Origin of the sequence: Halospina denitrificans (assembly GCF_004364635.1) — a bacterium.
GTDB classification, from domain to species: Bacteria; Pseudomonadota; Gammaproteobacteria; order Pseudomonadales; family Oleiphilaceae; genus Halospina; species Halospina denitrificans.
On sequence record NZ_SOAX01000001.1, the window covers coordinates 637,432 to 657,546 of the forward strand.

Annotated in this window: 18 protein-coding genes; 7 read left to right on the forward strand and 11 right to left on the reverse strand. The window is 62.1% G+C overall.

The window, feature by feature from the left end:
* Positions 1-43 precede the first annotated feature (43 nt).
* Genes DES49_RS03000 through DES49_RS03015 form a run of 4 tightly spaced genes read right to left on the reverse strand, consistent with a single transcriptional unit; the run spans position 44 to position 4,975 of the window.
* Positions 44-1,576, reverse strand: coding sequence for a sensor domain-containing diguanylate cyclase (locus tag DES49_RS03000; RefSeq protein ID WP_133734879.1), 1,533 nt, complete (start codon positions 1,574-1,576; stop codon positions 44-46).
* A gap of 49 nt (positions 1,577-1,625) precedes the next feature.
* Positions 1,626-2,156 carry a DUF2489 domain-containing protein gene (locus DES49_RS03005; RefSeq protein WP_133734880.1) on the reverse strand — a complete coding sequence of 177 codons (531 nt, stop codon included), beginning with the start codon at positions 2,154-2,156 and terminating at the stop codon, positions 1,626-1,628.
* 58 nt (positions 2,157-2,214) lie between these two features.
* Complete coding sequence (locus tag DES49_RS03010; protein ID WP_133734881.1) at positions 2,215-4,494, reverse strand: molybdopterin-dependent oxidoreductase; 2,280 nt, start codon at positions 4,492-4,494, stop codon at positions 2,215-2,217.
* Between the two features lie 13 nt (positions 4,495-4,507).
* Complete coding sequence (locus tag DES49_RS03015) at positions 4,508-4,975, reverse strand: copper chaperone PCu(A)C (protein WP_133734882.1); 468 nt, start codon at positions 4,973-4,975, stop codon at positions 4,508-4,510.
* 168 nt (positions 4,976-5,143) lie between these two features.
* Here DES49_RS03015 and DES49_RS03020 point away from each other — a divergent pair, with 168 nt between their 5' ends.
* The gene (locus DES49_RS03020; protein ID WP_166645970.1) at positions 5,144-5,857 is read left to right on the forward strand and encodes an outer membrane protein; all 714 of its coding nucleotides are present in this window, start codon (positions 5,144-5,146) and stop codon (positions 5,855-5,857) included.
* A gap of 26 nt (positions 5,858-5,883) precedes the next feature.
* On the opposite strand, the gene DES49_RS03025 is transcribed toward DES49_RS03020, so the two are convergent.
* The 3 genes from DES49_RS03025 to DES49_RS03035 are packed head-to-tail and all read right to left on the reverse strand — an operon-like array spanning position 5,884 to position 8,863.
* Positions 5,884-7,356 (reverse strand): PhnE/PtxC family ABC transporter permease, encoded by a 1,473-nt coding sequence (locus DES49_RS03025; RefSeq protein ID WP_133734884.1) that lies wholly within the window; start codon positions 7,354-7,356, stop codon positions 5,884-5,886.
* A gap of 2 nt (positions 7,357-7,358) precedes the next feature.
* Complete coding sequence (locus DES49_RS03030) at positions 7,359-8,009, reverse strand: ATP-binding cassette domain-containing protein (protein ID WP_133734885.1); 651 nt, start codon at positions 8,007-8,009, stop codon at positions 7,359-7,361.
* The gene (locus DES49_RS03035) at positions 8,009-8,863 is read right to left on the reverse strand and encodes a putative selenate ABC transporter substrate-binding protein (protein ID WP_133734886.1); all 855 of its coding nucleotides are present in this window, start codon (positions 8,861-8,863) and stop codon (positions 8,009-8,011) included. The genes DES49_RS03030 and DES49_RS03035 overlap by 1 nt, the downstream gene beginning before the upstream one ends.
* Before the next feature lie 113 nt (positions 8,864-8,976).
* Between DES49_RS03035 and senB the strand changes: the two genes are divergently transcribed.
* From senB to DES49_RS03050, 3 genes are all read left to right on the forward strand, one after another.
* Positions 8,977-9,942 carry a selenoneine biosynthesis selenosugar synthase SenB gene (gene senB / locus DES49_RS03040; RefSeq protein ID WP_133734887.1) on the forward strand — a complete coding sequence of 322 codons (966 nt, stop codon included), beginning with the start codon at positions 8,977-8,979 and terminating at the stop codon, positions 9,940-9,942.
* 54 nt (positions 9,943-9,996) lie between these two features.
* Positions 9,997-11,337, forward strand: coding sequence for a selenoneine synthase SenA (senA, locus tag DES49_RS03045; RefSeq protein ID WP_133734888.1), 1,341 nt, complete (start codon positions 9,997-9,999; stop codon positions 11,335-11,337).
* 383 nt (positions 11,338-11,720) lie between these two features.
* The gene (locus DES49_RS03050) at positions 11,721-12,461 is read left to right on the forward strand and encodes a putative 4-mercaptohistidine N1-methyltransferase (RefSeq protein ID WP_133734889.1); all 741 of its coding nucleotides are present in this window, start codon (positions 11,721-11,723) and stop codon (positions 12,459-12,461) included.
* Positions 12,462-12,467: 6 nt separating this feature from the next.
* Here DES49_RS03050 and selD read toward each other — a convergent pair whose 3' ends face one another.
* Positions 12,468-14,741 (reverse strand): selenide, water dikinase SelD, encoded by a 2,274-nt coding sequence (gene selD, locus DES49_RS03055; RefSeq protein WP_133734890.1) that lies wholly within the window; start codon positions 14,739-14,741, stop codon positions 12,468-12,470.
* Between the two features lie 187 nt (positions 14,742-14,928).
* Between selD and DES49_RS03060 the strand changes: the two genes are divergently transcribed.
* On the forward strand, positions 14,929-15,666 hold the full coding sequence (locus tag DES49_RS03060; RefSeq protein ID WP_166645971.1) for an outer membrane protein: 738 nt from the start codon (positions 14,929-14,931) through the stop codon (positions 15,664-15,666).
* Between the two features lie 53 nt (positions 15,667-15,719).
* On the forward strand, positions 15,720-16,139 hold the full coding sequence (locus tag DES49_RS03065; RefSeq protein ID WP_133734892.1) for a hypothetical protein: 420 nt from the start codon (positions 15,720-15,722) through the stop codon (positions 16,137-16,139).
* Between the two features lie 8 nt (positions 16,140-16,147).
* Here the strand turns inward: DES49_RS03065 and DES49_RS03070 are convergent, their stop codons facing one another.
* Positions 16,148-16,453, reverse strand: a complete 306-nt coding sequence (locus tag DES49_RS03070) for a DUF4156 domain-containing protein (RefSeq protein WP_133734893.1) — start codon at positions 16,451-16,453, stop codon at positions 16,148-16,150.
* Positions 16,454-16,546: 93 nt separating this feature from the next.
* Between DES49_RS03070 and DES49_RS03075 the strand changes: the two genes are divergently transcribed.
* Complete coding sequence (locus tag DES49_RS03075) at positions 16,547-17,677, forward strand: patatin-like phospholipase family protein (RefSeq protein WP_133734894.1); 1,131 nt, start codon at positions 16,547-16,549, stop codon at positions 17,675-17,677.
* Here the strand turns inward: DES49_RS03075 and DES49_RS03080 are convergent, their stop codons facing one another.
* Positions 17,678-18,172, reverse strand: a complete 495-nt coding sequence (locus tag DES49_RS03080; RefSeq protein WP_133734895.1) for a nitrous oxide reductase accessory protein NosL — start codon at positions 18,170-18,172, stop codon at positions 17,678-17,680. It abuts the gene before it with no gap.
* 2 nt (positions 18,173-18,174) lie between these two features.
* On the reverse strand, positions 18,175-20,109 hold the full coding sequence (locus DES49_RS03085; protein WP_133734896.1) for a nitric oxide reductase activation protein NorD: 1,935 nt from the start codon (positions 20,107-20,109) through the stop codon (positions 18,175-18,177).
* Between the last annotated feature and the right edge of the window lie 6 nt (positions 20,110-20,115).

The following is a 20,115-nucleotide window of genomic DNA, read 5'->3' on the forward strand; positions in this document are numbered from 1 at the left end:
CGAATGGAAAGACGGTTGAGCAGCCCGGGATGCTCAGCCCGGGTCAACGCCCGGTGCGCCGGGCCTGTTTATCGGCATACATGGCTTCGTCGGCACGGGCGAGCGTGATGTCCGCATCCACCATGTCACCGGGCTGCCAGGTAATGATGCCCAGACTTGGCCCCGCATAATCAATCCGGATCCCGTCCAGCTCATAGTGACCGGAACTGGCGTCCCGGAGTCGTTTCGATATGGCGTCACGCTCAGCAGAGGCGTTGTCCGCGTTTTCACTCTTTCCGACGAAGACGAACTCATCACCGCCGTAACGGGCAATGAGGTCTCCCTGCCTGCACACCTCGCGGAGGCGTTCCCCGAATTCGCGCAGAAAGGCATCGCCCACGTCATGGCCATGATGGTCATTGATGGCCTTGAAGCCGTCCAGGTCGATAAAGGCCACATGCACGGCCTCTTTGCTCCGTTCGGCACGGGCGAGCATGCGTTCCAGCTCCTCGATCAGGCTGCGCCGATTGGGAAGACCCGTGAGGGCATCATGCAGCGCCGAGTAATGGAGTTCGGTGTTTGCCGCTTCCAGGCGTTCATGGTCAAGGAGACGGCTGGCGAGCAGTGACAGGGAGTTGGCAATGGTGTTCAGGAGCTGGCGTTCGTCTGGATCCCTGCTGATCTCATGGCCGGAGAGAATAAGCAGCCCGGCTTCGACGGCCTCCTCAGTGCTCACCACGAGCAGGGCCGCGTCTCCGTGCTCGCCCAGGTCGAGCTGGCGGCGGTAGGCCTTGATCCAGTCAAGGTCATCAGGGGGGAAGATCAGGTGTTCGTGTCCGTGATACACCATGCCGTCGAGGGCATCCGGGCTGGCCTTGATCAGCAGGGCGGCCAGTCGGGCGGCGTCGGGGTCGCGTTCTCCGAGAGGGCCGCGACGCCCTTCCCGCAGGCGCATGGGCACGACCTTTTCCCAGAACCCGGTCTGGGTGAGCCTTTCGGCGACCGCCAGGACGCTTTCCTCGATCGAGGGTGCATTGAGACAGTACCGGCTGATGTCGGCGACCAGAGTCATGCGTGCAAGCCGTTTCTGCGCCTCCGTTACGTGGCGGACGCTCTCGCGCAAGCTCAGTTCGCGCTCAATCTGGTTGGCAATCAGTTCGACACACAGTGACAGAACCGATCTGGCATTTTCCGGCAACTCAACGGGGTGGGTACTTGCGGCACAGAGGGTGCCGAAGAGTTTGGTTTTACCGACATGGATCGGAAGCGTCAGGTAGCTTTTGATTCCCAGTTCACGAGCGGCATTGGAATCGCCCCAGCAGGCCGGCACATCCTCCGTGAAAAAACGCCCCTCGTCGAGAGCCCGCCGGCACAGGGTATCCTGCCAGGGAACCTCCATTCCCTCCTGCATCTGCAGGGCCCCGGTATTCCGGGAATAGATGATTTTCTGGAGACCCTCGGTTTCGTCAATGGCCGTCAGGTATACCGAGTCCATACCCGTAACCTGTTGCCCCAGGTCCAGAAGGGGCCTTGTCAGGGACTCGAGTGAGGCTGAATCTGTATTGGAGCGGGCGAGACGCTCAAGCAGCTGATCCATCGTAAAGCTAACCTTTTTGCGTCAAGCGTAGCGCAGGAAAGGAAGCCTGTCAGGGATTCAGGGTGCTTTTTACAGGGTCAAAAGTCTGGGGTGTGCCGGTGCCCTGCTCGGGTGGTTTTTCCTCGAATCGGTGGAAACGGATGGCAACAGCGGCTTCCTGGATGTGGTCCGCGTATTCCGCCTCCAGCGCAAACCGTTCCTCATCCAGCCGGCTGATCAGCTTGGGGTCCGCCTGGCGGCGAGCGTCGTGGGTCGGCATGTGCTCGGTCTTCTCGTATATGGTCTGGAAGACGTTAAAGGGCTTCTGGCTCAGCAGGTCGGGGGCGACGTGATCGAGCAGCCCCTTGATCCGGATGCAGCCTTCGGAGGGCTCCACCTGCTCCTCTTCAATGGTCCTCGCCAGGATCCGGATGCTTTCAATCATACTGTCCCGGCGCCTTTGCTGCAGTTCGCGCGTATGTTCCTGGGCCTTGCGGAACTGGCTCAGACGCCGCCAATGGCGCTGGATCACGTAGATAAGCACGGCGATGGCGACCACGCCAACAGCGATCAGGGTCCATTGCAGTGTTTCAGGAATCATGCGACTGGTTGCTCCTAAGGGTGTTCATTGGATGATACGAGCGACAGTGCCCAAACTATCACTCGGATCGCGCCGGGGATACCGTCACACGCTGGCCGTTGAGCACCGAGACCCCGGAAAGGGTGTCCACCTGGCGATCACTGATCACATCGTTGATGCTGGCGCCAGGGTGTGCCTGTGCTACAGACAGCTGAATCCCGTTCCGCCCGTGCCCCCAGCCATGGGGAATCGACACCACGCCGGGCATGACGGCGTCGGTGGATTCAACCGGCAGTGTGATCGTGCCGGCCTCGCTGCTGACCCGGGCGTTGTGGCCATCGATCAGGCCCAGTCGCGCCAGGTCGCGTGGATGCAGCTGCAGGGTGCAGCGCGTCTTGCCCTTCACCAGACGCTGGCTGTTGTGCATCCAGGAGTTGTTGCTGCGCAGCTGACGCCGGCCAATCAGGTAGAAGGACTGGTCTGACTCTCTGCCTGCATTCCCTGTTGCCCTGTGAAGCCGGGGCAGGTCCTCCAGGTACAGCTCCGGCGCCAGATTGGGGCGCCCGGAGCGGGTCTGCAGCCGGCCGGGGAGCGTGGACTGGAGGGGCCCCAGGTCCACGCCGTGAGGATGGCGGCGCAGATGGTCCAGGCTCAGCCCCTTGGGGCGTCCCTTCCAGTGACTGTGGCTGGCGGTGTTCTTCAGCAGGGCACGGAAAGGATTGCCCTCCGGCAACAGATGGTCGCCAAGGTCGGTCAGGGCCTGGAGGGCGGGTCTCAGTGGTGCGGGCGACGTGCCGTAAGGGCCGGCCCTGAGCATGAGATCCAGTATCCGGTCGGGCCCCAGGGTCTTCAGGGTGCGCCATCCCAGCTCACCGCGCAGGCTGCTTCCCCTCTTGGTGCGTTCCAGGCGATGGGCCAGCTCAATGAGGATATCCCAGTCACTGCGGGTGTCCGGGTCCGGCGTGAAAAGCGGGTCGCTGAACTTGGCCACATTGCGCACGGCCAGAGTGTTGAAGGCCAGGTCGTAATGGCTGCGTTCCAGCGGCGCTGTTGGCGGCAGGATGATGTCCGCGTGGCGCGTGGTCTCGTTGATGTAGTAGTCCACGGAGACCATGAACTCAAGCCCCGACAGGGCCTCGTCCATGCGTTCTCCGGCCGGGCTTGAGAGGACCGGGTTGCCCGCCACCGTCATGAAGGCCCGGATCTGGCCCTCGCCCGGGGTCAGCATTTCCTCGGCCATGGCGCTGGCCGGGAATTCGCCCCCAAATTCGGGAAGCCCCCGCACCCGCGTGTGCCGGCGTCCATAGTGCCCGGTCTGGCCGCTGAGCGATCCCAGCGTCACCAGGTCTATGGCGGGCTCCGTAAAGCGCAGTCCGCCTTCGCGATCCAGCTTGCCGGTGAGGATGTTCAGGGCGTAGACCAGCCAGGTGGCCAGGCCGCCGAACTCCTGGGTGCTGGTCCCGACACGGCTGTAGAGCAGGGCCTTTGGGGTCCGGGCAAATTCCAGGGCCAGTTCGCGTATGGCATCGGCGGTGATCCCGGTTGTATCGGCAACGTCTTCCGGTGAATAGGGCATGGCCGCCAGCTGCAGGATACGGGCATCGCGCTGGTGCTGTCTGCAGACATCCGGATCGAGCGCCTCCGCCTCAAACAGCACATTCAGCATGGCCAGCAGCAGCCAGGGATCCGTTCCGGGCCGGATGAAGTGGAAATCATCCGCCTTGGCCGCCGTTTCGCTGCGTCGGGGGTCAATAACGATGAAGCGTCCCCCGCGCTGCTGCAGCTCCTTCAGGCGTCCGCGGAAGTCGGGCACCGTCATCAGGCTGCCGTTGGACGCCATGGGGTTGGCGCCCAGGCAGATGAACAGATCCGTGTGATCAATGTCCGGAATCGGGAACAGCATGGCGTTGCCGAACATCTGGAGGTTGGCCAGCATGTGCGGGAGCTGGTCGTTGGAGGTGGCGGAGAAACGGTTCTGGGTTCCGAGCGCGCCCATGAAGATGCCATTGGCCATGAGCGCGCCGTGGTTGTGGACATTGGGGTTGCCCAGATACAGGCCGATGGCGTTGCGCCCGTGGGTGGCCTGGATACCGCAAAGCTTTTCGGTAACCTCGCGGAACGCCTGGTCCCAGCTGATGGTTTCCCAGCCATCACTGGTGCGCTTCACGGGTTGTCGCAGCCGGTCCGGGTCTTCGTGGATGTCCTTGAGTCCCAGGGCCTTGGGGCAGATGTGGCCGCGGCTGAAAGGGTCCTGGTCGTCACCCTGGATGCGCGAGATGGCGCCGTCTTCAACCTCGATGGCGACGCCGCACATGGCTTCGCAGAGGTTGCAGGTGCGGTAGTGGGTTCCGTTGTTCATGATTCTTCTCCCGCTATTGGCTGTTTTCCATCCCACGACTGTCTTGACCGGGTGAGCGCACCTCCAGCGACGTGCTGACGTCCTCGTGATCGCGGAACTCCAGGGTCAGCGGAATACGTTCGCCGGCTTTCAGGGGGGCTTCCAGTCCCATCAGCATCAGGTGATAGCCCATCGGGGCCAGGGTTGCGGATTCCCCGGGGGGGATCCGGATGCCTTCCTCAACAGCCTCCATCCGCGTCTGGCCATCCGTCTCCCGGGAGCGGTGAATTCCGACCTTTGTTGCCACATCGGTCGTCGCTCCTGTCAGGTGAACGGGTGCGTCACCGTGATTATGGATATCCAGGTAGCCGACACCGCGGTCCAGGCCGGGAGGAGTGGCCCGGGACCACGCATTGGTGATCTCGATGGTTTCACCCGCGATCGTGGTCCCGGCGAGGGACAGGCCCAGAACCGCGGCCAGTAACAGAGCTTTTTTCCGCATGCTGGAGACTCCAGGGGATATTGATGGTTACTACGAAGAGAGGATGCCAGAGAGGCCAACCTGATCCCAGTCTGCTAGAGTGATCAGATGGTCTCTTCCTTGAGCCCCATTGGATTATGGACTATATCTAAGCGGAGCAGAATGCCATCTAACGTCAGGAGAAATACAATGAGAAAACTGTCCATGGCCGTAGCGGTGTCCACCATTGCACTGGCCGCACCCGGGCTCGCGGCAGCGGACACCTTCAATTATGCGTCCTTCAAGAGTGGTGTTAGCCAGATCCGCAATAATGGCTTTACCGTGGATGCGGGCACCGCGACCCAGACGGGCAGGGTTGAGACCCAGTATCATCATGGTTTCAATGCTGCGCTGGCGGTTGGGCGCCAGTACGATATTGAGAGCAGCTTCAATATCCGGACCGATTTTGAGCTCGGCTACAGCAAGAACAAGGCGAAATCACACACGCTTACGGTCGTTGACCGCAGTGATCCCAATGTCCCCACGACCGTCTCTGAATCCAGTCTCCCCAACCCCCGCGGTGATCTCACCATGATCACCGGCTTCGTGAGCGTCTACGGGGAGAAGGATCTTGAAGTCATCCCGAATGCCAGCTTCATCTTCGGTGCCGGTGGTGGTGGCGCCCAGGTCAGCCTTGAGGAGTATTCCGGCGGTGGCCCCGTTGTGATGGATGATGACGACATCAGCTATGGCTTTCACCTGACCACTGGTTGGTCCTATCACCTGACGGACCGGACCTCCCTCGAGGCAACCTATCGCTACATGTCCATCGAGGAAATCGAGCTCGAGAGCGTGGACGGCCTTTCCGAGAGCCAGCGCATCGATTCACACCACTTCATGGCCGGTGTGCGCGTCGGCTTCTGAAGCCGCATAGCTTGTTATTAGCCCGCTCAGGCCTCGCAGGTCGGGCGGGTTTTCAGTCTCAGGTAGGCGCGGATGCGGCGTGACAGTGCGTCCACGCCGATGTTGAGCAGGGCCGTGATGAGAATCAGCACCATGGCCCGGTCCAGCCGGATTTCCTGAATGGCTCCCTCCACATAGAACCCCAGGGTCGTGATCCCCAGGATCCCGAGTATGGCGGTTTCCCGCATGATGATTTCCCAGCGATAGAACAGGAACGCCAGGAAGGGCGGATAGACCCGTGGCACGACCTCATAGGCATAGCGATTGATACCCACTGGCGCATTCGGGCGCATGGGGATCTCCCCGCTCATGCGCCCGATCAGGTGCCCGATGATGCCGCCGTTGTGCAGGGCCAGCGCCACCACGGCCGGCAGCATGGAAGGGCCCCATATCTGCAGCAGGATATAGGCTAGCATGTACTCGGGCGTGGAGCGGGCGATCACCAGCAGCAGGTGGCCGCCAGTCCGTCGCTTGGGCCCGAAGAAGTGGGGCGAGATCAGCGGAAAGGCCAGCAGGGCCAGGATGCCGGTCGCCACCAGCGCGATCTGGGTCAGGATCAGCGTGTTCCAGATGCCGGGCAGGGCCTCCGTGGTCAGGATATCCATGAGCCAGGGCTGCAGTCCTTCCCAGCCTTCTCCCTCCCTCAGGGGGCGGGGCACGATGTCTTCGGTAAAGAAGCGGGTGACGTTGCCCCACATGATGGGCAGCCCGTCGCCCAGGAAGAAGGGCGCACCGAGCACATAGACCGGGATCAGACGCGGGCGCAGCCAGAACCGCATGGTGGCGATCAGCAGGTAGAACAGGATCAACAGCGCACCTACCTGGGAGTAATACCCCTGCGAAAAGGCAGACTCCAGGTAGAACCCAAGCGTGGGCAGGCCAATAAACCCGAGCACGGCCGAGGAGCGCAGGCCGCACTCAAGCCGGTAGGCCGTGTAGGTGCGCAGGTGCGGCCAGGCTTCGGGAATGCGGGTGAAACAGTAGCGTGCCAGGCGCCCCGTGCCCCATGGAAGCACGCGTGCTGACAGAGGGTCCGATTCCTCGATGATCTCCGAGTAGACCTTGGCGAAGATACCGGCGAAGGGGATGGCGATGGCCAGTACCCCGGAAAGCGGATGGATCCCGAAGCACTGCAGGAAGATCAGTGCCCAGAAGATTTCATGGATGGCCCGTATGAAGGCGCAGAAGGTACGAACCACCCTGGAGTTGAACACCAGTGACAGGAAAAAGCCGGCAACAGCGCCCAGGGCAACCCCGGTGAAGGCATAGGACAGGGTTCGCAGGAAGGCGGTGCCCAGGTCGTCCACCGCTGTGAAATCCGGTGTCAGGAAGCCACTCATCAACCGCTGCAGTTCAGCCCAGGGGTTCTGGGTGGTCACGGCGATGTCGGCAACGCCAAGGCATGCCAGGGCTACAGCGACGAATAGGAGTGAGATCCTGCCTGTGCGTGATGCCAGCATGGTCAGTAAAGGGGCTGCAGATCGGAGGGGGACAGCCGGTTGCTGGGTTCATCCAGCGCGATAAGGCCGTCACGGATACCGATCACGCGATCGGTGTATTGCAGCGCCAGATCCACGTCGTGAAGTGCGATGACGGCAGTTTCAAACTGCCCCACCAGTGCCTGCATGACGCGGTGTGCCTGGGGCTCGTCGAGGGCGGATACGGGTTCGTCTGCCAGCAGTATCCGGCCCTGCTGGTAAAGCGCCCGGCCCACCGCTGTTCTCTGGCGCTGGCCGCCGGACAGCTCCCCGGCGGGTTCCCGGATCTTGTCGGCCATTGACAGGGTTTCCAGTATGGCGCTGATGTCCTCCGTTGGCCGCTTCATGGGATGGATCAGGTTGGCCAGGTTGTACCAGATGGGATGCTGGTCCAGCCGGCCCATGAACACATTGTGAAAGACCGACAGGGTCTCGACCAGGCCCAGGTCCTGGGGCATGTAGACCCCGGTCTCCCTGGCCTCGTCGTAGAGCAGGCTCAGCAGCGTCGACTTGCCGGCGCCGCTGCGGCCTACCACCGCGACCTTTTCCCCGGGCACGACCGACAGGGACAGCGGCCCCAGGACTCGGGTTCCGCCGTAACTGGCGGAGATGTCGTTAACGACCAGGCTGTTCATTAATCGAGCAGCCCTGTCTCCTGGCCAACCTCGCGGATGGTGCTGTAATCATCATTGCTGGCCGGGATGAAGCCGGAGCGGGGGAAGCTTTCGAGAAGCTCCGGATCCTCCATGGACAGCAACGCTTCCTTGACCCGTTCCTTGAAGCCATCCCCGAAGCGTTCGTTGACGTCCCCGCGGATGGTCCACTGGTAATCCGGGTAAGTAGGTGATTTCCAGATCACCCGGACCTTGTCCGTATCCACATCGCCTTCCTCAACGAGCTTATCCCAGACGGTGTAGTTGAGCGCGCCCACCTGATAGGCGCCGGACTCCACCAGTGCCACGGTGCGGGTGTGGTTGCCGCTGAATCCCACGCGGCTGAAAACGTCCTCCGGGGGCTGTCCAAACCGTTGCCGGATGTAGTACTCGGGCATCAGTCGACCCGAGGTGGAACCCCGCGAACCGAACGCCAGGGTTTTGCCCTGGACCGTCCCGGGGAGTTCGTCGGCCTTCTCAATACCGGTTCCCGTGTTGGCGATGAAATAGCTGCGGAACTCCTGGTCCTCAACGCCCTGGGCAATGGCCTCGGCTCCGTCGACCCGGTCGCGGGCACGCACGCCGGAAAGGCCGCCAAACCAGGCCAGCTGTACCTGGTTATTGCGGAAGGCGGTGACCGATGCGGCATAGGACTTCACGGGGACGAAGCGCACATCCACGTCCAGCTCGTCCGCCAGGTAGTCGGCGACCTTGGAAAAACGTTCCTCGAGGCGGGTCTCGTCCTCATCCGGAATGGCCGTAAAATACAGCGTTTCGGCATTGGCCTGAGTAAAGGCCGTCAGGGTGGCAAGCAGTGTGATCAGTATCCAGCGCATGGGAATCATTCCTTTATCGTTCCATGGGTTTGTTGTAATCGGTTCAGGTTTTACGCTCTGATAGGCGTTTCCGTTCAATAATAACGACTCAATCAACAACCGGAGGTTCTCTGGTGCGAATTACCCTGGTAACACCAGCGGCACCCGGCTCGAAATCCGGCAACAGGGCAACGGCGGAGCGCTGGGCGCGGCACCTGCGCGGCCTCGGTCACCGGACACGCATTATAACCGAATATGAGGCTGAACCCACGGACCTGATGATAGCGCTGCACGCCTGGCGAAGCGTGGATGCCGTCAGGTGTCTCCGTGAGACCCATCCGGAAACCCCGCTGATTGTGGCACTCACCGGCACCGACATATACCGTTTCCAGCAGACGCACCCGGAAGAGACCGGTTACAGCATGGCCGAGGCCGATGCGTTGATCGGGCTCCATGACCGGGTCGGTGATGACATCCCCGGCGTTCTGCATGCGAGGCTGTTTACCGTCTTCCAGTCGGCGGATCCATTGCCCCGGCGGCTGCCTCCCGTCAGGTCGCGATTCGATGCAGCCGTAATCGGACACCTGAGGGAGGAGAAGGATTCCCTGCGCGCAGCCATGGCGGTTCGGGAACTGCCGCAGGACTCGCGCCTTAACGTTATCCAGCTGGGGCGGGCGCATAATGAGGAGTGGCAAACGCTGGCGGAGCGGGAAGATGCGTCCAACCCACGTTTCCACTGGAAAGGGGAGGTACCGCGTTGGCAGGTCCGGCGTTACATGGCCCGTGTGCGGTTGATGGTCATCAGTTCAGTGATGGAGGGGGGCGCGAATGTGGTCTCCGAAGCCTGCGTCGCGGGCCTGCCGGTGATTGCCTCGGATATCCCCGGGAATATCGGTCTTTTGGGGGAGGATTATCCGGGATACTATCGGGTGCGGGACACGCATGATCTACGCACACTGCTGCTGCGCGCGGAACGGGATGCGGACTTTCTGGCCAGTCTTCAGGCCCACTGCGAGGCCAGGGCGCCGCTTTTCACGCCGGAGTCGGAGCAGCGCGCCCTGGAGAGGGTAGTCAATGCCGCCTGTGGGCAATACGGTTAGGGCCCGAATGCGTATTGGTTTGCGTAATCGCCATCAGGGATTGGAGTTGTCACCATGCATGATCGAGACAGTCTCATCAGGGCTCTGCACCAGACACGCGACCGCGTGAAGGACCTGGTCTGCTCGCTCGATGACAAACAACTGAGCGTGCCCTATCACCCGGGCGTGAACCCCCCGGTCTGGGAAATGGGCCATTCCACCTTTTTCTATGAGGTGTTTGTCCTCAACTGGCTGGATGGCACGCCCAGCTATGACCCGTCCATGGATGAACTCTGGGATTCCTTCCACATGGACCACGAGGATCGCTGGTCGAAGGATCTTTTCCCCTCCCGCGAGGATACGCTGAAGTACATGGACACCATCGTCCAGCGCGTTGAGGACCGCATCCGGAACGAACCGCTGACGGACGAGGCCCTGTACCTTTACCGCTATGCGATCTATCACCAGAACATGCACGTGGAGTCCATGACCTGGTGCCGCCAGACCGTGGGCTACCCCGCGCCACCCTTCTCGGAGCCCGAGGGCTATGGTCGTGAAGGCGTGGATGAAAATGCCCGTGGCGACGTGGAGATTCCGGCCGGGCGTTACCGCATCGGCCTTCCCGCCGATTCTGCCGATTACGCCACCGAGGATTTCGGCTTTGATAACGAGAAGCCGGCGTTTGATGTGGAACTGCCCTCGTTCTCCATTTCCCGCACCCTGGTCACCAACGGCGAGTTCCAGAAGTTCGTGGAGGAGGGCGGCTATGAGCGCCCTGAATTCTGGAGCCAGGGCGGTCGCAAGTGGCTCAAGCGCGAGCTGAACCTGAATTTCGGGTCAGGGGAGCCGCCGCTGTTCGGGACCATTCGCCACCCGTTCCACTGGCGCCAGAAGGACGGGCGTTGGTATGAGCGTGTTTTCGATCGCTGGCTGCCGCTCGAGCCCGGCCATCCGGTGAAGCAGATCAGTTACTGGGAGGCGGAGGCTTTCTGTAACTGGGCGGGGCGACGCCTGCCCACGGAGTATGAGTGGGAGGTGGCGGCCCTTGGGAATACGCCGGATAAGCCGAGGCGGCGTTTCCCGTGGGGCAATGAGATGGATCCGGAGAAGGTGGATATGGATGCCCGCTATATGGGGCGGCTGCCGGTGACGGCATTGGAGTCGGGTGAAAGTCCCTTTGGGTGTCGGCAGATGGTGGGCACTGTCTGGGAGTGGACGAGTAATCAGTTTCTGCCTTATGACGGGTTTTCTGTGGATATGTATCCGTTTATGTCGACCTTGCAGTTTGGGGATCACAAGACCACCAAGGGGGGTGGCTGTGCGGCTTCTTCGATGCTGATTCGCGGTACTTATCGGCAGGCCTATCATCCGGATCGGTCTGATGTGTTTACTGGGTTTCGGACTTGTGCTCTCTAGACTGAGAGTTTTGGGGGCGTCGGGGCATGGGGGAGCCCTTCACGGGAACCGCCACGAGTACGTCCCTGTAGGCTGCCTTCCGCCATCCATGGCTCCAGAGCTTCCCGTGAAGGGCTCCCCCATGCCCCTCGGTCCAGCTTTTTAGGTGGCGCTAACTCCAAACTATCAAAAGAGGTGGTGGGGACCTTGTTCCGGGAAGCTCCGGAGCCAGGGATGGCGGAGGCGCAGCGTACATGGGTTTGCGCGATTAAGCGCAAACGGGTTTACAAGGATGTAAACCCAGGACTTTTAAGCGGAGCAGGATTGCGTAGCTGAAAAGTATTTATAGCGGTTCCCGGAACAAGGTCCCCACCACCTCTTATGCACACAACTGGAATGCTTCAATGACTGATTTCTATGAGACGGATGAACAGCTTGGCCAGTATATGGATTTCCATTTCGGGCCTGAGCGATTTGGTGTGGCGAATTATCCTCGGGTTTGTGCCGAGCGGTGTCTTTCGGTAGCGAAGGGGCGTGGCAGTGCGCTGGATCTGGGGTGTGCCACCGGGCGCAGTACCCTGGAGCTGGCGCGCGGTTTTGAGTCGGTGGTGGGGGTGGATCTTTCGCATCGGTTCATCCAGGCCGCCGAGGCGCTTCGGCGTGATGGGGAGATGGCCTACCAGTTGGTGGATGAAGGTGAGCTAAGGCATGCCGAGACGGCTTCGCTGGCGGAGCTTGGGCTGGAGGAGGCTGCCGGTAGGGTCAGTTTTGAGGAAGGGGATGCGGGTGATCTTGCGGGGCATCACCAGGGCTACGACCTGATCTTTGCCGGTAACCTTATTGATCGCATGCCGGATCCTGGCGCGTTTCTGCGCGGGCTGCATGAGCTTCTGGGCGACCAGGGTGTGGTTGTGATCAGTTCGCCGTATACGTTGTTGGAGGATTTCACGCCAAGGGAAAACTGGATTGGTGGCTATTACGCCAACGGCCAGCCGGTCACCGTCCTTGATGGCATGAAGCAACGCCTCTCTGAGCACTTCCGTCTGGCCGCCAATCCCGAGGACATTCCCTTTGTGATCCGTGAGACGCGGCGCAAGCACCAGCACACGCTGGCGCAACTGACGGTCTGGGAACGGAAGGACTGAGCAGGTTCAGGGATTGAGAAGGATCGGCTCCAGTGCCTCTCCCTGTTCCTTTACACGCCCGATGATCGCGGTTTCCGGGTAACCCAGTGCCTTAAGTGCGCTTACACAGGCGTCGGCCCGTTCGGCTGGCAGACTGGCAAGCAGGCCGCCGGCGGTCTGCGGGTCGAATGCCAGTGGGTAGCGGGGGTGGTTCGCTACTTCGTCCTGGTTGCGGATGGCGCGGCGCAGGCGCACGTTGGCGGGTTGCAGTGAGCTCAGGATGCCGGAGGCGGCGGTTTCCTCGGCGCCGGGCAGGACCGGGATGGCGCTGAGGTCCAGTTCCGCGTCCACGCCCGAGGGCCGGGTCATTTCCACCAGGTGGCCGAGCAGTCCGAAACCGGTGACGTCCGTGCAGGCCGTGGCGCCGTGCTGGTGCAGGCAGCGGCCGGCAAGCTGGTTGGACACGAGCATGGAGGCAATGGCCGAGTCGATCCAGCGCCCCTTCGCCTTCAATCTCGGATGGGCGGCGAAGAGGGTACCGGTGCCCACCGGCTTGGTCAGGATCAACACGTCCCCGGCCTTCATGCCACCCTTGCTCATGACGGTGTCCGGGTCGATGTAACCGTTGGCCGCGAAGCCCAGTGCGAGCTCCTGGCCCTCGCCGGTGTGGCCGCCGACCAGGGCGCAGCCGGCCTCGTTGAGCACCTCCACGGCACCGGACATCATCTGGTAGACCACGTCCTCGACCTTGGACTCCAGGCCATAGGGCACGGTGGCGACGGCGGTAGCGCTCTGGGCCTCGGCGCCCATGGCGAAGAGGTCGCCCAGGCTGTGGTTGGCCGCAACCTGGCCAAAGACATAGGGGTCGTCGAGAAAGGACCGGAAGAAGTCCACGGTATGAACCATGGCCATGCCCTCCGGCACGCGCACCACCGCGGCGTCGTCCGGGGCATGCAGGCCAACCAGCACATCATCCCGTTCGATGGGCTGCAGGGCGTTCAGTGCCCGGGACAGGACCGTGCTTCCCACCTTGGCCCCACAGCCGCCGCAGCGCATGGCCACCGCCGAGATGGCCTGCTGGGCTTCCTCGTTGTTTAGGGCGATGCCCCTGGTGGGATCGGACTCGCTGTCCTCCTCCATGGCGGGCAGTTGGTTGAATTTCGCCATGAAGCGCCGGTCGATCCAGTCCTTCCAGCGCCAGACCCATTCCCCCGCGAGCCCGATGGGCCCGCGCGAGGCCACCGCGTACTGGTCGCCGGTGCTGATCAGGGCCAGCCACTGCTTCTGCGGGTGGTAGTCCTTCAACGGCTTGCCGTGGACGGTCCGGCGCAGATTCTCGGCCAGTGGCTTGCTCTGGCGCACCGCAAAGACGCCGGCCTTCTCACGCGGGTGGTTCACCATGGTGGCAATATCACCGGCGGCAAAGATGTTGGGGTCGGTTGTCGTCTGGAGCGTGTCCCGCACCTGGATAAAGCCGGAATCGTCCAGTTCCAGGCCCGTGGTGGCAAGCCATTCGGCGCCGCCGGCCTGGGTGACCCAGAGGATCTCATCGGCCTCGAAGGCGTCCCCCGTGTCCGTTATAAGCCGGTGCCCCTCAACACGCTCCACCCGGGTGCGTGCGTGAACCCGGACCCCGCGTTCGCTCAGGACCCGCTCAAACTGTCCTCTCACCCGCCGGTTGTGGGTAGCGAGCAGGTGTTCGGCGCTGTTGAACAGGTGAAAGGTCAGCCCGGAGTCGTCCCGGCCCTGCCGCTTGAGCTCGTTCCGGAGGCGGTACTGCATGGCCAGGGTCAGCTCTACCCCGCCGGCGCCCCCACCGACCACGGCAACACTCAGTGGTCCCCTGTGGTGCTCCATGCGATGCAGCAGGGTCTGCCACCGGCTGTTGAACCGGTTGATCGGTTTGACCGGGACGGAGTGGTTGGCAGCCCCTTCCACCTGGTCCACACGTGGCGTCGATCCGATATTGATGGAGAGCAGATCGTAGGGGACATCGGGCCGGTTACGGCACCTGATCCGCTGCTGGCTGCGGTCGATACCGATGACCTCATCCCGGTAGAAACGGGCGCCAGCGAACTCAGCCAGCTTGCTCAGATCGATGTGCACATCGTCGTAGCTGTAATGACCGGCAATGTAACCCGGGAGCATCCCTGAGTAGGGGGTGTGCGTATCCCGGCAGATCAGGTTCAGCCGTACCCCGGGGATCGGGTTCATGGCGAAGTTGCGCAGCACGCCGACATGGCTGTGACCGCCGCCAACAAGTACGATGTCCCGCAATACTGGTTGGGAGGGGTGATCCATGCATTACCTCTCGAGTGGGCGAATGGGACAGGTTGCTGTTGTTCATGGGCACTGAACCGGGCATTACGTTACGAACCGCGGTGGCGGATCGCAAGCGGATTTGCGGCATTGTTAAGAGCGCCACGGAATCAGGCATTCCATTATGGTACTAATTGCGGTTCGCGATACAGGGACAAGGAGAGATCGCATGCGACAGGCTCTCGGGCTACCGACCCTGCTGATCCTGGCTCTGGCGGCACCGGCTGCCATGGCTGACAGCTATTATCTGGGCGTGACGGGCGGCTATTCACAATTCCGGGAGGCACAGTTCGAAATCGGCCCGGACAGCGCGACCCGCGTCACCGGTGATTATGGGGGTGGGGATACGGTGTCGCTGACGCTCGGCCATGCCTCCGAGGGGAGCAGTACCTACAATGGCCGCGCGGAGTTCGAATTCGGGTTCCAGCGGGATACCGTTGACAGTATGCTTTTCGACAGCACGACCAACGAGGAACCGGCGGTTGATGATGAGCCGGTTGTCGAAGATGGTGGCGGGGGTGGCGGCACTGATCAGGGCAGTCGCAGCCGCATCGATGACGTCTCCGGGACCACGGATGTGGCCTATGGCTTCTACAACGCCATGGGCGACTTCAGCCTGACTACCAACACCAGCCTGACGGCGGGATTCGGGTTTGGCCTCGGGCAGGTTACCTTTGAGCAGCACAGTGCGCGCAGCAAGGGGCTGGTCATGGACGATGATGACATTACCTATGGCTACCAGCTGACCGCAGGGCTCAGCTACCGGTTGCTCAGTGCCCTGGACCTTGAGCTGACCTACCGTTACCGGGCTTTTGATGATGTGTCCCTGGTGTCCGAGGACGGGGCCAAGTCCAAACTGAGTCTGTCGAGCCACAATGCACTCGCGGGCTTTCGGGTGCGGTTTTAATTGCCGGGAAAACTGCTAGTCTTGAACCATTAACCGGTTGATGGAATACAGGAATGGTCTGGCTTAAAGCGTTTGTAGCGGGTTTTCTGGCAACCCTGATCTTTCATCAGGGCCTCCTGGGTCTCATGCACATGGCGGAGATGGTGCCCGTGACCCCGTACAATCTGGACTCGGTGCCCCCCCTGGGAGTGCCTGCGGTGCTGTCCCTGGCTTTCTTTGGCGGCCTCTGGGGCTTACCCGCCTGGGCCGTAATCGCGCGCCGGGGTCCGCTGGGTTATTGGGGCCTGGCCATTCTGTTCGGTGCCATAGCGCCCACGGCCGTTGCCATGCTGGTGGTGTTTCCGCTCAAGGGAATGTCCGTTTCGATGACCACCTGGATTGGCGGTTTCCTGCTCAATGGCGCCTGGGGCCTGGGTGTCGCCCTCTTCATGTGGCTCATGGGTGGCCGCGGCAAGACCCTGGACGAATTCTAGCGCCCTCGTTACCCCGGGCACCGATAGGCGATCCCCCGGACCTCGGGGGTGATGCCGTCTTCGGCATGCCGCCAGACCAGGTGGGTGGCGTTGCGCTCATGGGCGCGTTCAAGCGCCTGGTTGCGCGCACTCTGCATGGCCTCCCCCTGGGACCAGTGGAAACCCGAGGCACTGCCGTAGATCTCTCCAATCCGTTCACAGTCCCCTACCTCGTTCTCATGCGCCTCGCGAACCTTCTGGGCCTGCGGGCTGTATTGCGTCGCGCAACCGGCCAGCAGCATGATCAACAGGGTTGCGCCGAGCCTTCTGGGCATTTCGGGTTGTCCTCATTCCGGGTCGAAAACACACAGTCTGCCCTGTAAGGGCTATCCTTGAAAGGAGATGTCGATTGTCGAGAGGAGCCGAGAATGAGTCATACGGGTGTTGTACTGACCGGAGGCGGCGCCAGGGCGGCCTATCAGGTGGGCGTGCTGCGGGCCATTTCGGATATGTACCCGGACAGCCACTATCCCTTTGATGTGATCATCGGAACCTCGGCGGGCGCCATCAATGCAGCGGCGCTGGCCGCCGGGGGCGGCATATTCAGGCACAACGTGAGCCGGCTGGAGCATCTGTGGTCCGAGCTCTCGGTGGACCGGGTGTATCATTCCGGGTCCGTGTCGATTCTGCGCAACATGAGCAACATCGCGCGCAAGCTCGTGTCCGGTGGTGAGCAGAAGAACAGTCTGTCGTTGCTCAATAATGCCCCCCTCAGAAAGATGCTGGATAAGGAGCTGGATTTCGAGGCCATCCACGAAACCATTGAATCCGGTAATGTGCGCGCGCTTGGCCTGAATGCCTGTGGCTATACCTCGGGTCAGAACCTGTGCTTCTTTGAGGCCGGCGATGACCTGGAGAGCTGGAGCAATGGCCAGCGGGCGGGCGCGAAGACGCAGTTGAACCTGGATCACGTGATGGCGTCATCGGCGATTCCGACGCTCTTCAAACCCGTGCAGATCAACCGGGAGTATTTCGGTGACGGGGTCACGCGCCAGATGGCGCACATCAGCCCCGCCATTCGCCTGGGTGCGGAAAAGGTCCTGATCATTGGCGTGAGTTCCAACCGCACGGTCAAGCCACGCCGGCCGCAGCACCCAGGGGTTCCGACGTTCGGCCAGATCATGAGTCATGTCTTCAACGGCCTCTTCCTGGACACCCTTGAATACGACATTGGCCGGCTGAGGGTGATCAACGAACTGGTTGAGCTGATTCCCGAGAAAGAGCGGGAAAACGCCGGGGTCGACTACAAGCCCATTGATCTGCTGGATATTTCACCCAGCCAGCCGCTCGAGGACATTGCCGAGCAGTACATGGATGGGCTGCCGACCATGCTCCGGACCCTGGCGGGCGTTCCGGAGGATGGCAATGTGGCCGGTGCGAGTCTTGCCAGCTACCTGCTGTTTGATCACCGGTTCTGTCGGGACCTTGTTGAGCTTGGTTACCGCGACGCCCAGAGCAAGAGCCGGGATATCGCGGCGTTCTTCCGAACGGAGCAGTAATCAATCGCTGTCTTCGGCGAGCCCGTCATAGCCCGTGATGCGGCCGCCGTGCTTGCTGGCGAAGATCTCGGCGTCACCCAGGTCGGAGAATCCGACCGGTGGCGTCTGGCCCTGACCATTGTCCCGGTCATGCCCGACCACGTACCAGGCGGTGTCCATGGCGACCCAGTCGCCGGGGTCCCGTGGATTCCAGTCCACATCCGACAGGTCCCGGGTGAGGGTGGTGTGGACTTTCCGGTCACTGTCCGCCTGCCACTCCAGAAGATCCGACGTGCTGCAGAAGTAGACCGGTTCCTCCTGGTCCGCGACGCAGGCCTGGGCCTGGGGGCCGGCACATTCGTTCATGGCGAGGGCGTTGTCGTGGGTCATGGCGTCGCCGGCGCTTGGTTCCGGTTCACAGTAATCTGGAACCTCCGGAGCGGGCTGTCCGCAGCCAGCGAGCAGCAGCGACGCTGAGGCGAGTGTTGCAAGGTGGAGTGCGCGGGACAGGGCCATGGTCAGAATCCTGCAAGCTGTTGATAGATGCCGGGCAGCGCTTCACTCAGGTGCTCCGGGCGCTGCACGATGTGGTAGGCGCCACGCCCGAATACCCAGGGGAAGTAGCGGCGTGCCTCATGGTCGATGGTGATGCCGAAGGTGCGGATGTCCTGCCGGCGGGCCTCGAGCACGGCGCGGCGCGTGTCCTCGAGTGCGTAGCGGCCTTCGTAGTAATCCGTATCGTTGGGCTTGCCATCGGTCAGTACCAGCAGCAGACGGTTGCGGTTGCCCCGGGCGGCCAGCTCTTTGGTGACGTGGCGAATGGCGGTCCCCATGCGGGTATAGTGGCCGGGTTTTAGGGCCTGGATGCGACGCGTCACCGTATCGTTCACCCTTTCATCAAAGCCCTTGATGGTGTTCACCTCGACGCGGTGGCGCCGGCGCGAGGTGAAGCCGTGGATGCTGAAATCATCCCCGCAGGCCGCGAGCCCATGGCAGAGCACCAGCAGTGCTTCCTTCTCCACATCCAGGACCCGGCGATCCTCCAGCCAGGATTCGGTGGACAGGGAGGTATCCACCAGCAGGCTGACCGCCAGATCACGGTTCTGTGACAGCAGTGACTGGTGGATGCGCTCGGAGCCATTGCCCGTGGCCTGGATATCGCAGCGGTTGCGGATCAACGCATCCATGTCGAACTCATCCCCGTCAGGCTGTTCCCGCACCCAGCAGCGCTGGGGCTGCAACGCCTCGAACTGGCGCTGCACACGCCGGATGCGGCGTTTTGTGCCCTGGTCCGGCGTCCAGTTGTCGCCTTCCGTGCTTTGGGTGGCAGCGTACACAAGGCACTGATCCTGGAGGTAACGCCCCTTCTTGTAGTTCCATTCGGGGTAGGGCTCAGGACCCTGGAGGCGACCGATTTCCGGTTCGTCCGGGCTCAGGTCCAGCTCCAGCTTGAGCCGTGAGGCGGTCTTTTCCTTATGCGGGCTGAGGGTGATTTCCTCGATCTGTTCCGCGGCCTGCTTGGCGTGATCTTCTTCCTCATCCTCGACCGGCCGGTTAACGTTCACCATTTCCGTCCAGGAAAGCATCTTTTCAAAGATATTCAGTGCCAGCGGGTCATCCCGCTCGCTTTGGTCCTGGTGGCGGCGCTCGGCCTTGCGCTTGCCGCCCTCGGCTTCGGGCGTGGCGCCGTCCCGCGGGTCGTCCGGGTCATCGGGGCGCTTGGACGTCGGGTTGGTGGTGTCCGGGCGTCGTTCTCCCCAGATCGGGACGGGCAGTGGCGGGCGATAGCCCGTTGGGCTGCTGTCGGGCAGCGGCGCCTCGGGGTTATCCAGGATGTCGAGCACATCGCGCCGCTGTGGGGTTTCAGGCGCCCGTGGGTCGCCCAGCATAACGCGGATGCCATGATCCACGGCATCTTCCCAGGCTGGGAGCCGCGTTTTGGGGCGATTCGCCAGCAACTGGTCACAGAGTTCCGCGTAACGTTCGCTCAGACCAGGAAAGGTTGCCTGGGTGCTGGTGATCGCAGCGCTGACACTGCGCAGCCAGGTCAGGTCCGCGGGCAGTCCCTGACGGATCGGCGATGGCTCCGGGAGCTGGGCAAGAAAGGCCACAAGCCAGGTGTAGGCGTAGCGGTTCAGCCGGTACTCCGGGAAGTAGTCCATCTGTGGCGGAAGCAGAAGGTGTTCGTTGTCCACACAGGCCAGGTCGGTGATTTCCCGGTCAAAACCAAGTTTCTGGCGAAAGCTCAGCCGGTGTCCCGAAGGTCGGGGCTCGACGGCGGACAGGGTCAGGGCCCCGGACCCGCCAAGCGCCCGGAACAGAACGCCCAGGGAATTCTCCACGGAACTCAGGGGCACACCAGCCTCGGGGTAACGGGGATAGCTGACGGCTTTTGAGGCCCAGCGGTGCCAGAACTGGCCCGCGATTTCCTCGACTTCGAAGATCTGTGGCATAGCCGT

What these genes read in the sequence shown, in the direction of transcription:
- DES49_RS03005 (WP_133734880.1), bottom strand. Translation starts at nt 2,156, where the DNA reads ATGATTCCTGAAACACTGCAATGGACCCTGATCGCTGTTGGCGTGGTC.
- selD (WP_133734890.1), bottom strand. Translation starts at nt 14,741, where the DNA reads ATGGATCACCCCTCCCAACCAGTATTGCGGGACATCGTACTTGTTGGC.
- DES49_RS03075 (WP_133734894.1), top strand. Translation starts at nt 16,547, where the DNA reads ATGAGTCATACGGGTGTTGTACTGACCGGAGGCGGCGCCAGGGCGGCC.
- DES49_RS03050 (WP_133734889.1), top strand. Translation starts at nt 11,721, where the DNA reads ATGACTGATTTCTATGAGACGGATGAACAGCTTGGCCAGTATATGGAT.
- DES49_RS03070 (WP_133734893.1), bottom strand. Translation starts at nt 16,453, where the DNA reads ATGCCCAGAAGGCTCGGCGCAACCCTGTTGATCATGCTGCTGGCCGGT.
- DES49_RS03020 (WP_166645970.1), top strand. Translation starts at nt 5,144, where the DNA reads ATGAGAAAACTGTCCATGGCCGTAGCGGTGTCCACCATTGCACTGGCC.
- DES49_RS03000 (WP_133734879.1), bottom strand. Translation starts at nt 1,576, where the DNA reads ATGGATCAGCTGCTTGAGCGTCTCGCCCGCTCCAATACAGATTCAGCC.
- DES49_RS03035 (WP_133734886.1), bottom strand. Translation starts at nt 8,863, where the DNA reads ATGCGCTGGATACTGATCACACTGCTTGCCACCCTGACGGCCTTTACT.
- DES49_RS03065 (WP_133734892.1), top strand. Translation starts at nt 15,720, where the DNA reads ATGGTCTGGCTTAAAGCGTTTGTAGCGGGTTTTCTGGCAACCCTGATC.
- DES49_RS03030 (WP_133734885.1), bottom strand. Translation starts at nt 8,009, where the DNA reads ATGAACAGCCTGGTCGTTAACGACATCTCCGCCAGTTACGGCGGAACC.
- DES49_RS03085 (WP_133734896.1), bottom strand. Translation starts at nt 20,109, where the DNA reads ATGCCACAGATCTTCGAAGTCGAGGAAATCGCGGGCCAGTTCTGGCAC.
- DES49_RS03060 (WP_166645971.1), top strand. Translation starts at nt 14,929, where the DNA reads ATGCGACAGGCTCTCGGGCTACCGACCCTGCTGATCCTGGCTCTGGCG.
- DES49_RS03025 (WP_133734884.1), bottom strand. Translation starts at nt 7,356, where the DNA reads ATGCTGGCATCACGCACAGGCAGGATCTCACTCCTATTCGTCGCTGTA.
- DES49_RS03080 (WP_133734895.1), bottom strand. Translation starts at nt 18,172, where the DNA reads ATGGCCCTGTCCCGCGCACTCCACCTTGCAACACTCGCCTCAGCGTCG.
- DES49_RS03010 (WP_133734881.1), bottom strand. Translation starts at nt 4,494, where the DNA reads ATGAACAACGGAACCCACTACCGCACCTGCAACCTCTGCGAAGCCATG.
- senA (WP_133734888.1), top strand. Translation starts at nt 9,997, where the DNA reads ATGCATGATCGAGACAGTCTCATCAGGGCTCTGCACCAGACACGCGAC.
- DES49_RS03015 (WP_133734882.1), bottom strand. Translation starts at nt 4,975, where the DNA reads ATGCGGAAAAAAGCTCTGTTACTGGCCGCGGTTCTGGGCCTGTCCCTC.